Below are 13,056 nucleotides of genomic sequence, written 5' to 3'. Positions count from 1 at the left end.
TATGCAAACACAAAACCCTGGTCTCACCTCGGAACTGGCCACCGGTCAGAGCCAAGAAACACTGCTGCAGCGTTACCAAGACGCCATTTTGGGCATCTTTGGTTCCCCGAGCCGCACCTTGGTCAAAGGGGAAGGCAGCCGTGTATGGGACGCCAACGGCAAGAGCTATCTGGATCTGCTAGCCGGGATTTCGGTGAATGCGCTCGGACACTGCCACCCAAAGTGGGTCAAAGCGATTGCCGACCAAGCCAGCACCTTGGGACACATCTCCAATCTGTTCACCTCGCCGACCCAGATCGCACTGGCTGAAAAGCTCCTCGGACTGGCTCAGGCACCGGAGGGCTCCAAGGTGTTCTTCGCCAACTCGGGGACCGAGGCGAACGAAGCCGCCTTCAAGCTGGCACGCCGCCACGGAAATGCCGACCCAAGCGGTCAGCGACGCCGGATCTTGGCTCTGGAACGGGGTTTCCACGGTCGGACGATCGGGGCGCTGGCCATGACTGCCAAGACCCAGTACCGGACTCCCTTTGAGCCCATGCCTGCAGGCGTTGAACACATTCCCTTCGGAGACATCGCTGCGCTGGAGCAGCACATTGATGAGACGGTGGCTGCCGTCATCATGGAACCGATTCAAGGCGAAGCCGGCGTGTACGGCTTGAGTCGCGAATACCTGCAAAAGGCTCGCGCTCTCACCCGCGAACACGGGGCCCTACTCATCTATGACGAAGTGCAGTCAGGTATGGGCCGGACCGGCAGCTGGTTCGCCCACCAAGGGGTCGAGGCAGAACTTGGCTCGGTACAGCCTGACGCCATGACCCTAGCCAAGGGGCTGGGGGCCGGGTTCCCGATTGGTGCCATGTTGACCTTCGGAACTGAGGCCTCCGAACTGTTGCAGCCTGGCCAGCACGGAACCACATTCGGTGGCAACCCGCTAGCGACAGCCGCCGCGCTCGCGACAATCTCCGTCATGGAGGAAGAGCAGCTGTTGAGCCACGCCAAACAAAAGGGGCGGCAGACTGCCGCCACCTTGGAAGGGCTCGACTGCGTGGCTGAGGTTCGTGAACATGGCCTGCTGATCGGCGTTGATCTGAAACCTGTTGAGAACTCCTCAGGCATTGGCGCCGCCGTGGTCGCAGCAGGATTGGAAGCAGGATTCATCCTCAACGCCACCGGCCCGAACACGCTCCGCATCGCTCCACCACTGGTGATCACCGAAGCCGAACTCGATGAGTTCTGCCAGGCACTGCCTGAGCTCTATGCGGCTGCGCAGCAGAAAGGGTAGTGCAAGATGAGTACGCTTCGACACTTTCTCGTCGACACAGATCTCACCCAAGAAGAACAGCGTGAGGTCCTAGAACTTGCCGCGCGCATGAAGAAAGACCGGTACGGGTACAAGCCGTTTGCTGGGCCACAGACCGTCGCGGTCATCTTCGACAAGACCTCCACCCGAACCCGGTTCTCGTTTGCGGCCGGCATCGCTGAGCTGGGTGGCAACCCGCTGATCATCAACCCGGGTGAAGCCCAGATCGGGCACAAAGAATCGGTCTCTGACACGGCCAAGGTCATCACCCGGATGGTGTCGACAATCGTCTGGCGAACCTACGCGCAGCAGGGGCTCGAAGAAATGGCTGCCCACGCTACCGTTCCGGTCATCAATGCGCTGTCGGATGAGTACCATCCGTGCCAGATCCTGGCCGACCTGCAGACGGTGCGGGAGCACAAGGGCAAGACAGAAGGCTTGAGCCTTGCCTACCTAGGAGATGCGGCCAACAACATGGCCAACTCCTACCTTTTGGGATGTGTCACGGCTGGGATGCACGTCCGTATCGCTGGCCCGGAGGGCTACCTGCCGGACCCAGCCGTCGTAGCGGCAGCCGAAACCCGTGCCCAAGAAACCGGCGGTTCGGTCCTCGTCACCACCAGCGCGGACGAAGCGCTGGCGAGAGCGGACGTGGTGGCCACCGACACCTGGGTGTCGATGGGCCAAGAAGACGAAAAGGAAGCCCGGCTCAAACTCTTCCGCGACTACACGGTAGACACCGCAGCCATGGCCAAGGCGGCCGATGACGCGATTGTTCTGCACTGCTTGCCGGCCTATCGCGGATATGAAATCACCGCTGACGTGATAGACGGCCCAGCCTCCGTCGTCTTTGACGAGGCCGAGAACCGGCTTCACGCCCAGAAAGCCTTGATGCACTGGCTCATGGTGCAAAACGGATTGGCGGCCGAGAACCGACGATGAGCCAGGCCTCCAACGAGCAGCGACAAGAGTTCATGCCGAGCACCAAAGCAGCCCGGCATGCGCAGATCCGTGCGATCATTGCCACCGAGCAAATCCGATCGCAGACCGAGCTGCGGCAAGCTCTAGCAGAGGCAGGAATCCAAACAACCCAAGGCACGCTCTCGCGAGATCTTTTGGACTTAGGCGCGTTGCGAGTCCGCAGCGAGCAGGGCGAACTCATTTACGCGATCAGTGATGAAACTGGCGAAGCCGCTACAGGCCAGTACCGTGCCTCCAGCGAGAACCGGCTCAATGCATTGTGCCGTGAACTACTCGTCTCGGTAGCGCACGCACAACATACCGTAGTGCTGCGCACCCCACCCGGGGCCGCACAATTCTTAGCCTCAGCGATCGATCAAGCACGTTTGGAAGGTGTGCTTGGCACGATTGCCGGCGACGATTCAATCTTGCTGATAACGACAAATGGCCAGCAAGCCGCAGCTTTGGCTGCTGACCTGCTGGCCATGACACGTTAAGAGAACTTAGCGCAGAAACTTAGTTAGCTGGCTTCACCAGTGCCAGTTCGATTTCCAAGTCAACCTTGTCGGAGACCACGACGCCGCCGGTTTCCATAGCGGCATTGAAGCTCACGCCGTATTCGGAGCGCTTGATGGAGGTCTTGCCTTCCAGGCCAACACGCTGCAGGCCGTATGGGTCAACGAGGACGCCACCAACTTCCATATCCAAGGTGACTGGCTTGGTGGTTTCGCGGATGGTCAATTCACCGGAGACCTTGACGGTGTCTTCATCCACTGGGGTCACGTCAGTGGTCACAAAGCGGATCTGTGGGAACTGTTCAGAACCAAAGAAGTCTTCCTGCTTCAGGTGGGTGTCGCGATCGGCGTTACCGGTATCGACAGATTCAGCTTCAATGGTGACCTCAACCTGCGGCTTAGCGTTCTGAGCGAAGTTCGCGGTGACGGAGTAGTCATTGAATTCACCGCGCACCTTGGAAACCATCATGTGGCGGACCGAGAAGCCAATGCGGGAGTGAGCTGGATCGGCGGAGAAAGTACCTTCGAGATTCTGCAGAGCGGTCATATTTGTTCCTTTCAGAAGCGTTGTGAACATTTCACGCTTGTTGTTGATATGTCACTTACCTTAGCCCAAATGTATGTGACGTGTCAACTAGGATATGATTAAGGCATGACTAAGGGGAGTGTAATGGAAGACGTCCAGTGGCTTAATGCCTCCGAAGAGGTGGCATGGCGTGAGTGGATTTCCTTAATATCTAAATTTCCAACCGTCCTGAACCGTCAGCTCATGGAGGATTCAGATCTAACCTTGCCGGACTACGAGGTGTTGGTTCGGTTGAGTGAGGATGCTCAAGGCCGAATGCGCGTTGTGGCGCTTGCGGAAGCGATGAGCTGGGAGCGCTCGCGCCTGTCGCACCAAGTTGCGCGGATGGCCAAGCGTGGACTTGTTGAAAAGCGGCTCTGCTCCGAAGATGGGCGCGGAGCCTGGGTGCACATCTCGGCAGCAGGCAGGGCCGCCATCGAAAAAGCTGCGCCCGGACACGTTCAGGCCGTCCGTGAACTGTTCTTTGACGAGATCGACGATGACGAGCTGGAGGTATTCGGCTCCGTCCTGCGAAAAATCTCTACCCGCGTTAACGAGCGCCTCAGCGGCTAGGGGATTCACACTCAGGCCACGACAGCGGCAAGGACGCCGCGTGCCTGGCTGGAGGTGCCGGTGGCCTATTTTTTCTGCGCCAGCAGGTTTTGAATTTCTTCGGTTCCGAACATCTGTGCAACTTGGGTTGCCGACTGTTCGCCGGCATCCGGGTCGGCGCCAGCGTTGAGGAGCAGCTGAATCAGCGGAATGTTCTGCTTAAAGACAGCACAGGTCAGCGCGGTCTGGCCGCGCTGATTTGCCCAGTTCACGTCGGCTTGCTTGTTCAGCAGAGTCTGGGCGAGGGAGGTGTGGTCGTTGTACGCAGCCAAAATCAAGAATGAGTCACCATTCTCATTGGTCAGGTTCGCTGGCAGGCCCTGCTGAAGCAGCATGAGGAGTTTGGCTTCATCCCCGCCGCGAGTCATGTCGAACGCGCGCTCTAAGAACTCGCGAGCCTGCGGAGAAAGCTCGGCTGGCTGATCGCTGTCGGACTGTGTTGGTTCCTGATCTGGGGTGTGAGTCATGCAACTTAAGCTACCGCAGATGCTGCGGGGGCGAAAATGCTGCAACAGCTGGCTGTCTCAGTAGACTGTATGTAACGGAATGTTCCGGTGTGCATAATTATGTAGACTGATGCATAACAACAAATTCTTTTTGAGGAGTCATGGTGAAAGAACGCATTGTTCTTGCCTATTCAGGCGGTCTGGATACCTCCGTGGCAATCGGCTGGATCGCCGAAGCCACCGGTGCTGAAGTCATTGCGGTCGCAGTGGATGTTGGACAGGGCGGCGAGTCGCTCGAGACTGTTCGCCAGCGCGCGCTCGACTGTGGTGCCGTTGAAGCCTACGTTGCTGACGCTCGGGACGAGTTCGCGAACGAGTACTGCATGCCAACCCTGCAGGCCAACGCGCTCTACATGGATCGTTACCCACTGGTCTCCGCCATTTCTCGCCCGGTGATCTCTCGCCACCTTGTTGCTGCAGCGAAGCAGTTCGGCGCCTCCACCGTGGCTCACGGTTGCACCGGTAAGGGTAACGACCAGGTCCGTTTCGAAGTTTCCATTCAGACTCTGGGCCCGGACTTGAAGTGCATTGCACCGGTGCGTGACCTTGCCCTGACCCGTGACAAGGCCATCGAATACGCCGAGTCTCACAACCTGCCGATCGAGACCACCAAGAAGAACCCGTTCTCGATCGACCAGAACGTGTGGGGTCGCGCCGTCGAGACCGGTTTCCTTGAAGACATTTGGAACGGTCCGACCAAGGACGTGTACGACTACACCGAAGATCCTGCTTTCCCGCCGGCGCCAGACGTGGTCACCATTACCTTTGACCAGGGCATCCCAACCAAGTTGGACGGCCGTCCAGTCACCCCGCTGCAGGCGATCGAGGAACTCAACCGCCGTGCCGGCGCCCAAGGTATTGGCCGGATCGACATGGTGGAAGACCGCCTTGTGGGCATCAAGTCCCGCGAAATTTACGAAGCTCCCGGCGCGATGGCTCTGATCACCGCCCACCAGGAACTGGAGAACGTGACCTTGGAGCGCGAACAGGCTCGCTTCAAGCGCACCGTCGGTCAGCGCTGGACCGAGCTGGTCTACGACGGCCAGTGGTACTCCCCGCTGAAGCAGAACTTGGACACCTTCATCCAGGACACCCAGAAGTACGTTTCCGGTGAAATCCGCATGGAACTGCACGGTGGCCGCGCTACCATCCAGGGCCGTCGCTCCGACACGTCGCTGTACGACTTCGGTTTGGCCACCTACGACACTGGTGACACGTTTGACCAGTCGTCGGCCCGAGGCTTCATCGACATCTTCGGGCTCTCCGCCAAGGTCGCCTCCGGCCGTGACATCCGTGTCAAGGGTGCCGTTGACGATCTCTCCGACGTTGCAGAACTCAGCAACGACTAACACCAACTACTGAAGCTGAAGCTGGTCCGCCGTAAAGGAGTGCAATGACCAACCCAACTAACCATGCGTCTAATTCATCGGAAAATCTTGCCGGTGGAACGAACGAAGGGGCCCTGTGGGGTGGTCGCTTTGCGGCAGGACCAGCTGATGCGCTCGCCGCGTTGAGCAAATCAACGCATTTTGACTGGCGCTTGGCCCGCTATGACATCGCCGGTTCCAAAGCCCACGCAAAGGTCCTCCACAGTGCGGGGCTGCTGGATGAACAAGAACTGACAGACATGCTTGCGGCCCTAGAGCAGCTGGATCAGGACGTGCAATCCGGCGCTTACGTGGCTGCCGAGTCAGACGAGGACGTCCATGGTTCGCTCGAGCGTGGTCTGTTAGAGCGCGCCGGTGAACAGCTCGGCGGTAAGCTCCGGGCGGGCCGTTCGCGAAACGACCAGATCGCCACGTTGGGACGGATGTTCCTCCGGGACCATGCCCGGCTTATTGCCGCAGGCGTCATCGAAACCATCGACGCGCTGATCATGCAAGCCGAGGCGCATCCCAATGCTGCCATGCCTGGCCGCACCCACTTACAGCACGCCCAACCGGTGCTGCTATCCCACCACCTGCTGGCGCACGCGTGGCCGCTGCTGCGCAACGTCCAACGTTTCATGGACTGGGACAAACGCGCTGCGGTGTCCCCATACGGTTCTGGTGCCTTAGCGGGATCCTCGCTGGGGCTCAATCCGGAGGCGGTGGCCGCGGACTTGGGCTTTGACTCTGCTTGCCACAACTCCATCGACGGAACCGCGGCCCGCGATGTTTTTGCTGAATTCGCGTGGGTCGCCGCGCAAATCGGTGTCGACTTATCCCGGATCAGCGAAGAGATCATTTTCTGGGCCACCAAGGAAGCGTCCTTCATCACCCTGCACGATGCCTATTCAACCGGCTCGTCGATCATGCCGCAGAAGAAGAACCCGGACGTGGCCGAACTCGCACGCGGAAAAGCCGGACGTCTGATCGGCGATCTGACCGGACTGTTGGCCACGCTGAAAGGTCTGCCGCTGGCCTACAACCGGGACCTGCAGGAAGACAAAGAACCAGTTTTCGACGCTGCGGACACCCTGGAGCTCTTGCTTCCAGCCGTCTCCGGGATGATCGCCACACTGACCTTCCACACCGAACGGATGGCCGAATTGGCTCCGCAAGGATTCGCGCTGGCGACCGATGTTGCCGAATGGCTTGTACGCCAAGGCGTGCCATTCCGCGTCGCTCATGAACTCTCCGGGGAAGCCGTTCAAAAGGCTGAAGCCAAAGGCGGGGACTTGTGGGACCTGACTGATGAGGAGTTCGCAGAGATTTCCGAACATCTGACACCGCAGGTGCGCGGCGTGCTGACCACCGAAGGCTCGCTGAACTCTCGTTCCGCCCAAGGCGGCACCGCACCCTCCGCCGTGGCCCAACAGCTTCAAGAACTCAAGAAACAACTGGAGCAAGCTCGCGCCTACGCCCAACCTTCAGAGCTATTGTCATGATCGTTGCATTTTCCGTCGCCCCATCCACCGACCGACCCGACGCGTCTGTACACGAGGCGGTCGCCGAGGCCATCGCTGTGGTCCGTGCCTCCGGATTGCCCAACCGTACCAGCTCCATGTTTACCGAGATCGAGGGTGAATGGGACGAAGTGATGGCGGTCGTCAAAGAGGCAACGATGGTGTGCGCGAAATATGGCTCCCGGGTCTCGCTGGTTTTGAAAGCGGACATCAGACCAGGTCATGATGGCGAGCTTGACGGGAAAGTCGACCGGGTCGAGAAATACCTTGCTGACCGGGGCACAGGGGTGTAACCTAGGTCACATAAGTTGTTCTTCTGCCGGCGTAGGCAGAAAACGGCCTTCCTTGAATAACGAGGACCACCGCCTTAGCCCAACGGCGAACCTGACGGGAAACGACCAGTTGGATCGTGACGGTGGTCCTTCGTTGTGTCTGGGACTGTATGCCCGCATTGGGACGCTGAGGGGCTAGGCGAAAAGCTCAGCGAAGTGTTCTAACGAGTTTGACTCCAGCGCTTGGCGCCACACCACCGCGGCGATGATGGCAACAATCACCGCCTGCAGGGTCAACGCGCTACCGAGTAATCCCACCATCGAGAACCAGATGCTGGACTCCAACGAAAGATCCCGCAAGAAGGTCGTGTAGGCGATCAGCGCGCACAGCCCGACGCCCAGACCAATACCAACCATGCCCCCGACTAGAGTCTGGGATAGACAGTATCGGATAAACGTCCAGCGCCGGCCCAGTTTCGACAGGGATGCCTCAGTGGCGACCTTGCGTATCTGGCGAGCCAGAACCAAGATGTACAAACCGAAAGCCACCGCCACAACCCACGGCAGGACGCGGCTGAAAATTTCGGTGCCAATCGACAGGGATTCCTCTTGGGCGTTCAGCCCGAGGGCAAAGATATCGTCGATGGTGGCTGCACTATCAACTTGCGGCTTGAGGACGACATGGAAGGGGCCAATGGTTTGGTCGATGAAGTCGACTTGTTTCACTAGAGCGGGTGAAGCAAGCACGGTTTCCGGCGGCAGGGACGACCATCCTTGATCAAAGACCCCCACGATCTTCACGGGCAGGACATGTGTTTCAGATCGCCCCTCATCGTCGTATTCGATGAGCGAGAGCTCAACTTCTGAACCGGACAAATGAGCCAGGTTCTGATCTCCAATGGATCGCGGCACCAGTAGGGCTGGCTCAGCAGCGAAGTCCGCTGCCGTTGCGGTGGGGACCGAAACGACGTGAGGCCTGAACGATTCGACTCGCACGTCCACACCCTGCTGGCGAAGGCTACCTTCGAGATGCATCAGTGGAATAATTTCTTCGACATCAGGATGCTGGCGCAGTTCAGGAAGCGCCGTTTTCATGACTGCGGGATCTTCACCGGGGTAAACAGTTAACACGGACTGAGATTCATCCATGTTCAACTTGCTGACGCTGATCACCCACGGCAATCCCAGCACTGTCACCGAAAAGAAGGCCAGCGCAGTGATGATCAGGAGCCGATACCGCATAGACCTATCTTAGGGGTCTGCACGCCGAATTCTCTGCGCGGGTGCCGCCCGTTATATGATTGTTGGTCAGAAAAGCCCATCGGACAGTAGGAGTTCCCCGCGTTGAAAAGCACGGCTGTTGACGCTACGCACGAGCACAGCACTGAACGCGCTGAGCGCGAGATCTATCAACAGGAACTCGCGCGAGAACAGGCCCATGTTGATCGATGCTACAACCGGTTGGATGAACTCCACGCGGAGAAGCAACAACAACTAGCCCAACTACGCCGTGGCGGAGCGCAAGGTTCGCTGCAAAACGTGTCCGAGCGGGACTCTTTCGCAACCCTGTACGAGGACCGGATCGCCCAACTTGAAGCGGTCGATGAGCGACTCGTGTTTGGTCGGCTGGATTTAGAAGACGGTCCCATCACAACCCGGTATATCGGCCGGTTGGGGCTCTCCGAGACGGACCAAACCCGGCTCCTTGTCGATTGGCGCGCACCTGAAGCGTCCTCTTTCTACCAGGCCACGGCCGCTGACCCTCTTGGGGTGCGCCGCCGCCGGCACCTGATGCTGGCAGGACGCAAGGTTCGTGGCATCGAGGACGACGTCCTAGACCCGGAGCTGCTCAACGAAGATCAGACTCTCCAAGGCCAAGGCGCTCTGCTGGCTGCATTGACCGCTCACCGGACCGGGCAGATGGGGGACATCGTTGCCACAATTCAGTCCGAACAAGATGCCATCATCCGTGCGCCGATCAACCAAGCCTTGGTGGTCCAAGGCGGTCCCGGAACGGGTAAGACTGCCGTGGCGCTGCACCGGGCAGCATACCTGCTGTACACGCACCGTGACCGGCTAGAGAATTCCGGTGTGCTGCTGATCGGCCCCTCTGATGCTTTCCTGCATTACATTGAACGTGTCTTACCAGCGCTAGGTGAAACCGGTGTCAGCCTCAGATCCCTGCAAACCATGTTGCCCGGGGTCCAGGTCACAGCAGAGGAAGTGAATCCACGTGCCCGATACCTCAAAGGGCAACAGTTCATGGCTGACGTGGTACACAATGCCGTCAGTCTCAGGCAGCGCCGAATTGCTGAAAACCGAACCCTCCGGGTAGGCGGACATGACCTGACCCTGAAGACATCGACAATTTCCAAGGCACTGGAGACAGCCCGCAATAGCGAGAAGCCGCACAATCAGGCGCGCGAAGTCTTCGTCAAAACCGTGTTGCGGCGTCTGTTGGAGCAGTACCAAAAGGTCTTGGCCAAGGCGATGCCAGGTAAGCATCAGGATGAAGCCATCATGATGGACGAGCTACGCAACAGCCGTGACGTCAAAGTGGCACTCAACCTTTGCTGGATGCCCCTGGATGCCCATCAACTGATCAGCGAATTGTTCAGCAAACCGGACTATTTGGCTGACGCTGCTTTCTTCCTCTCCGAAGCTGATCGGTCGGTACTGCTGCGAGATGCAGAGCACGGGGTGACTGAAGACGATCTGCCATTGTTAGATTTGGCCATGGATCTGTTGGGTCCGTTGCCGGTCCGGGGCGCCAAAGGCTCGAACGGCCAAGCCCAACGTGACTTAGAAAATGCACAGCAAGCGGTAGAAAACGTTCGTTCCCAGATGGCTGAAATGGGCATCGACGGATTCTTGGACGCTGACAAGTTGGCTGCACTCAATAGCGAAGGCGGTCCAAGCCTGTCAGACGTTGAACGCTTGGAACGGGAGCGTCAATGGACCTACGGCCATATTGTGATTGATGAGGCACAAGAACTCTCGCCCATGCAGTGGCAGTTCTTGGCGAAACGCTGCCCGGTGAAATCTTTCACGATCGTCGGGGATATTGCGCAAGCCTCGGCCCCAGCTTCGGCACGAAGCTGGGCAGAGGCGATGGCCCCAGTCGTCGAGGACCGCTATCGGGAAGCTGCCCTGACGGTGAATTATCGTACGCCCGAGCAGATCATGGATCTGGCCCACTCGTGGGCTGCCGCACAGCAGCTGCCGTATACCCACACCTCGGCGGTACGGGTCGGGGAGTTCGCGCCGGAACGGATCTACACGACCGCAGCAGACTTGGCCGAAACGGTAAACGAACTAGTCCAACGTCTACTACCGGAACAGGGGATGATGGCGATCATCGTTCCGGCTGACCTGAAGGAAAACCTGCAAGGGCCACTCTCGAGCTCGTTTGCTGAACGACTGGGAACTGGTGCCGGAACGGTGGAACGGAACCTCGTGGTGCTCACAGCCACCGAAGCTAAAGGCCTGGAGTTCGACGTTGTGGCGCTCGTTGAACCGCTGCGTATTGCGGCTGATCAAGGTAGTGGCGATTTGTTTGTTGCCATGACGCGCGCAACAAACCAGCTGGCTGTCATCAGCACCGAGCAACTACCGCAGTCTCTGCTTTGATTGGTATCTTGAAAACGTGGAATCCGGCCCACACTAAACGCCGGCATTTTAGAAACATCAAGTGAGTCTAGAAAACGTGAACGCTACGAAAGCAACTCCTGCTCTTCAGTCGAACGACCCAAGCTTTGCCAATATCTGGCAAGAACTTAAATGGCGCGGGTTGGTCCATGTCTCCACTGACGAGGAAGCCCTCGAAGAGGTATTAGCGGGAGAGCCGATCACGTACTATTGCGGCTTTGACCCGACAGCCCCCTCACTGCACTTAGGTAACCTTGTGCAGATTCTCGTGCTGCGCAGACTGCAACTTGCCGGGCACAAACCCCTCGGGCTTGTTGGTGGCTCCACTGGTTTGATCGGGGATCCACGTCAGACCGGTGAACGCACGCTAAACCCGACCGAGGTCGTCGAAGAGTGGGTCGGACGGTTGCGCTCGCAGATCGAACGCTTCCTGTCCTTCGAAGGGGACAACGCCGCCCGCATGGTCAACAACCTTGACTGGACGGCGGGAATCTCGGCGCTGGAGTTCCTGCGCAACATCGGAAAGTACTTCCGTGTTGGCACCATGATCAAGAAAGAAACCGTCGCCAAACGGCTTGCTTCGGATGAAGGCATTTCCTACACCGAATTCTCGTACCAAGTACTGCAAGGCTACGACTACCTGGAGTTGTACCGTCAGTACGATTGTGTGCTGCAGACCGGTGGTTCCGATCAGTGGGGCAACCTGACGACCGGCACCGACCTGATTCGACGAGTGGAAGGCAAGAGCGTGCACGCGTTCGGCACCCCGCTCATCACCAACTCCGATGGTTCCAAGTTCGGTAAGTCGGAAGGTAACGCCATCTGGCTGGATGGCGAGATGTGCTCGCCGTACACCTTCTACCAATTCTGGTTGAACACCGCAGATGCTGACGTGATCGACCGACTCAAGGTCTTCACCTTCCTGACCCGTGCTGAAATTGAAGAACTGGCAAAGGAAGTCGAAGAACGTCCTTTCGCACGGGCTGCTCAGCGCAAGTTGGCATGGGAAGTCACAGCCATGGTGCACGGAGAAGAAAACACGCAGAAAGTGATCGACGCTTCTGCAGCTCTCTTCGGCCAAGGTGACTTGGGCGAAATTGATCTTGCAACCTTGAAATCGGTCACTGGAGAACTCCAGGTGACCGAGGTTGAAGAACAGACCTCTATCGTTGAGGCCTTTGTCGCATCCGGTTTGGTTTCCTCAAACTCGGAGGCACGCCGCACTATTCGAGATGGCGGCGCTTACATCAATAACCAGAAGATCAGTGATGGTGAACAGGTCATCGGGGACTACTTCCTACATGACAGCTTGGCCATCTTGCGTCGTGGCAAGCGAAATCTTGCTGCAGCAGCCAAAAAATAGGCTCACAATGGTTATGTGAGCCACATCCCATAGATTCATTTACCCCCGTATTTTCAAGGAAGTACGGGGGTAAATAGTTTCTCGACATGGGTGGCGAGGCGGAGATTTTGCAAAGCCCCAAAATCTCTGTATAGTTGTTTCTCGTGCTCAGGGAGCAGCCCACGAGATCCGCAAGGAGATCAGGGAAGCGAACAGAGTCACAGCTCAAGAACTGAACAGAATTTCCGGTTGACAGGCCGAAACGCCGATTTGACAGGAAAGAAAACAGTCAGTAAACTTGAGGAGCTGCCACTCACCGCTTCAGGTGAGAATCAAAAGCAGTAAAACAAATTTTCGTTGTTTGATATCTCAATAGTGTGTCATGTTTGTTGATACCGATTTTTTTTGATTGGTATGGCCTGTGCATCCTTTTCTCGTTTGGGGTGTGT

The 13,056-nt window shown here is 57.9% G+C and carries 12 protein-coding genes; 9 read left to right on the top strand and 3 right to left on the bottom strand.

What is annotated here, in order from left to right; genetic code table 11:
• The first annotated feature begins 1 nt into the window (after position 1).
• Genes ACFFFR_RS02725 through argR form a run of 3 tightly spaced genes read left to right on the top strand, consistent with a single transcriptional unit; the run spans position 2 to position 2,757 of the window.
• Positions 2-1,282, top strand: coding sequence for an acetylornithine transaminase (locus ACFFFR_RS02725; RefSeq protein WP_377457996.1), 1,281 nt, complete (start codon positions 2-4; stop codon positions 1,280-1,282).
• A 6-nt stretch (positions 1,283-1,288) separates the two neighbouring features.
• Positions 1,289-2,242 carry an ornithine carbamoyltransferase gene (argF, locus tag ACFFFR_RS02720; RefSeq protein ID WP_377457995.1) on the top strand — a complete coding sequence of 318 codons (954 nt, stop codon included), beginning with the start codon at positions 1,289-1,291 and terminating at the stop codon, positions 2,240-2,242.
• Entirely contained in the window at positions 2,239-2,757 is a 519-nt protein-coding gene (gene argR, locus ACFFFR_RS02715; RefSeq protein ID WP_377457994.1) for an arginine repressor, read from the top strand. The genes argF and argR overlap by 4 nt, the downstream gene beginning before the upstream one ends.
• Before the next feature lie 19 nt (positions 2,758-2,776).
• Here the strand turns inward: argR and ACFFFR_RS02710 are convergent, their stop codons facing one another.
• On the bottom strand, positions 2,777-3,322 hold the full coding sequence (locus ACFFFR_RS02710) for a YceI family protein (protein ID WP_377457993.1): 546 nt from the start codon (positions 3,320-3,322) through the stop codon (positions 2,777-2,779).
• Positions 3,323-3,427: 105 nt separating this feature from the next.
• Between ACFFFR_RS02710 and ACFFFR_RS02705 the strand changes: the two genes are divergently transcribed.
• On the top strand, positions 3,428-3,913 hold the full coding sequence (locus ACFFFR_RS02705) for a MarR family winged helix-turn-helix transcriptional regulator (protein ID WP_377457992.1): 486 nt from the start codon (positions 3,428-3,430) through the stop codon (positions 3,911-3,913).
• A gap of 65 nt (positions 3,914-3,978) precedes the next feature.
• On the opposite strand, the gene ACFFFR_RS02700 is transcribed toward ACFFFR_RS02705, so the two are convergent.
• Complete coding sequence (locus ACFFFR_RS02700) at positions 3,979-4,419, bottom strand: ankyrin repeat domain-containing protein (RefSeq protein WP_377457991.1); 441 nt, start codon at positions 4,417-4,419, stop codon at positions 3,979-3,981.
• Between the two features lie 143 nt (positions 4,420-4,562).
• Here ACFFFR_RS02700 and ACFFFR_RS02695 point away from each other — a divergent pair, with 143 nt between their 5' ends.
• From ACFFFR_RS02695 to ACFFFR_RS02685, 3 genes are read left to right on the top strand one after another with little or no spacing between them, the layout of a single operon-like run.
• Positions 4,563-5,807 carry an argininosuccinate synthase gene (locus ACFFFR_RS02695; protein ID WP_377458113.1) on the top strand — a complete coding sequence of 415 codons (1,245 nt, stop codon included), beginning with the start codon at positions 4,563-4,565 and terminating at the stop codon, positions 5,805-5,807.
• Positions 5,808-5,851: 44 nt separating this feature from the next.
• The gene (argH, locus tag ACFFFR_RS02690) at positions 5,852-7,327 is read left to right on the top strand and encodes an argininosuccinate lyase (RefSeq protein ID WP_377457990.1); all 1,476 of its coding nucleotides are present in this window, start codon (positions 5,852-5,854) and stop codon (positions 7,325-7,327) included.
• The gene (locus ACFFFR_RS02685; protein ID WP_377457989.1) at positions 7,324-7,638 is read left to right on the top strand and encodes a thiamine-binding protein; all 315 of its coding nucleotides are present in this window, start codon (positions 7,324-7,326) and stop codon (positions 7,636-7,638) included. The genes argH and ACFFFR_RS02685 overlap by 4 nt, the downstream gene beginning before the upstream one ends.
• A 174-nt stretch (positions 7,639-7,812) precedes the next feature.
• Here the strand turns inward: ACFFFR_RS02685 and ACFFFR_RS02680 are convergent, their stop codons facing one another.
• Positions 7,813-8,859, bottom strand: coding sequence for a hypothetical protein (locus ACFFFR_RS02680; RefSeq protein ID WP_377457988.1), 1,047 nt, complete (start codon positions 8,857-8,859; stop codon positions 7,813-7,815).
• A 102-nt stretch (positions 8,860-8,961) separates the two neighbouring features.
• Here ACFFFR_RS02680 and ACFFFR_RS02675 point away from each other — a divergent pair, with 102 nt between their 5' ends.
• Complete coding sequence (locus ACFFFR_RS02675) at positions 8,962-11,247, top strand: UvrD-helicase domain-containing protein (RefSeq protein ID WP_377457987.1); 2,286 nt, start codon at positions 8,962-8,964, stop codon at positions 11,245-11,247.
• A gap of 76 nt (positions 11,248-11,323) precedes the next feature.
• Positions 11,324-12,628: a tyrosine--tRNA ligase gene (gene tyrS, locus ACFFFR_RS02670; RefSeq protein WP_377457986.1), complete on the top strand. Its 1,305-nt coding sequence runs from the start codon at positions 11,324-11,326 to the stop codon at positions 12,626-12,628.
• Positions 12,629-13,056 lie beyond the last annotated feature (428 nt).

The sequence above is a fragment of the Micrococcoides hystricis genome (genome assembly GCF_042434215.1).
GTDB lineage: Bacteria > Actinomycetota > Actinomycetes > Actinomycetales > Micrococcaceae > Micrococcoides > Micrococcoides hystricis.
Note: the sequence above shows the minus strand (reverse complement) of the source record. Positions and strands in the feature narration are given on the sequence as shown.

Excerpts from the sequence above, each read along its gene's own strand:
- ACFFFR_RS02725 (WP_377457996.1), top strand. The coding sequence starts at position 2 with ATGCAAACACAAAACCCTGGTCTCACCTCGGAACTGGCCACCGGTCAG.
- argF (WP_377457995.1), top strand. The coding sequence starts at position 1,289 with ATGAGTACGCTTCGACACTTTCTCGTCGACACAGATCTCACCCAAGAA.
- argR (WP_377457994.1), top strand. The coding sequence starts at position 2,239 with ATGAGCCAGGCCTCCAACGAGCAGCGACAAGAGTTCATGCCGAGCACC.
- ACFFFR_RS02710 (WP_377457993.1), bottom strand. The coding sequence starts at position 3,322 with ATGACCGCTCTGCAGAATCTCGAAGGTACTTTCTCCGCCGATCCAGCT.
- ACFFFR_RS02705 (WP_377457992.1), top strand. The coding sequence starts at position 3,428 with ATGACTAAGGGGAGTGTAATGGAAGACGTCCAGTGGCTTAATGCCTCC.
- ACFFFR_RS02700 (WP_377457991.1), bottom strand. The coding sequence starts at position 4,419 with ATGACTCACACCCCAGATCAGGAACCAACACAGTCCGACAGCGATCAG.
- argH (WP_377457990.1), top strand. The coding sequence starts at position 5,852 with ATGACCAACCCAACTAACCATGCGTCTAATTCATCGGAAAATCTTGCC.
- ACFFFR_RS02685 (WP_377457989.1), top strand. The coding sequence starts at position 7,324 with ATGATCGTTGCATTTTCCGTCGCCCCATCCACCGACCGACCCGACGCG.
- ACFFFR_RS02680 (WP_377457988.1), bottom strand. The coding sequence starts at position 8,859 with ATGCGGTATCGGCTCCTGATCATCACTGCGCTGGCCTTCTTTTCGGTG.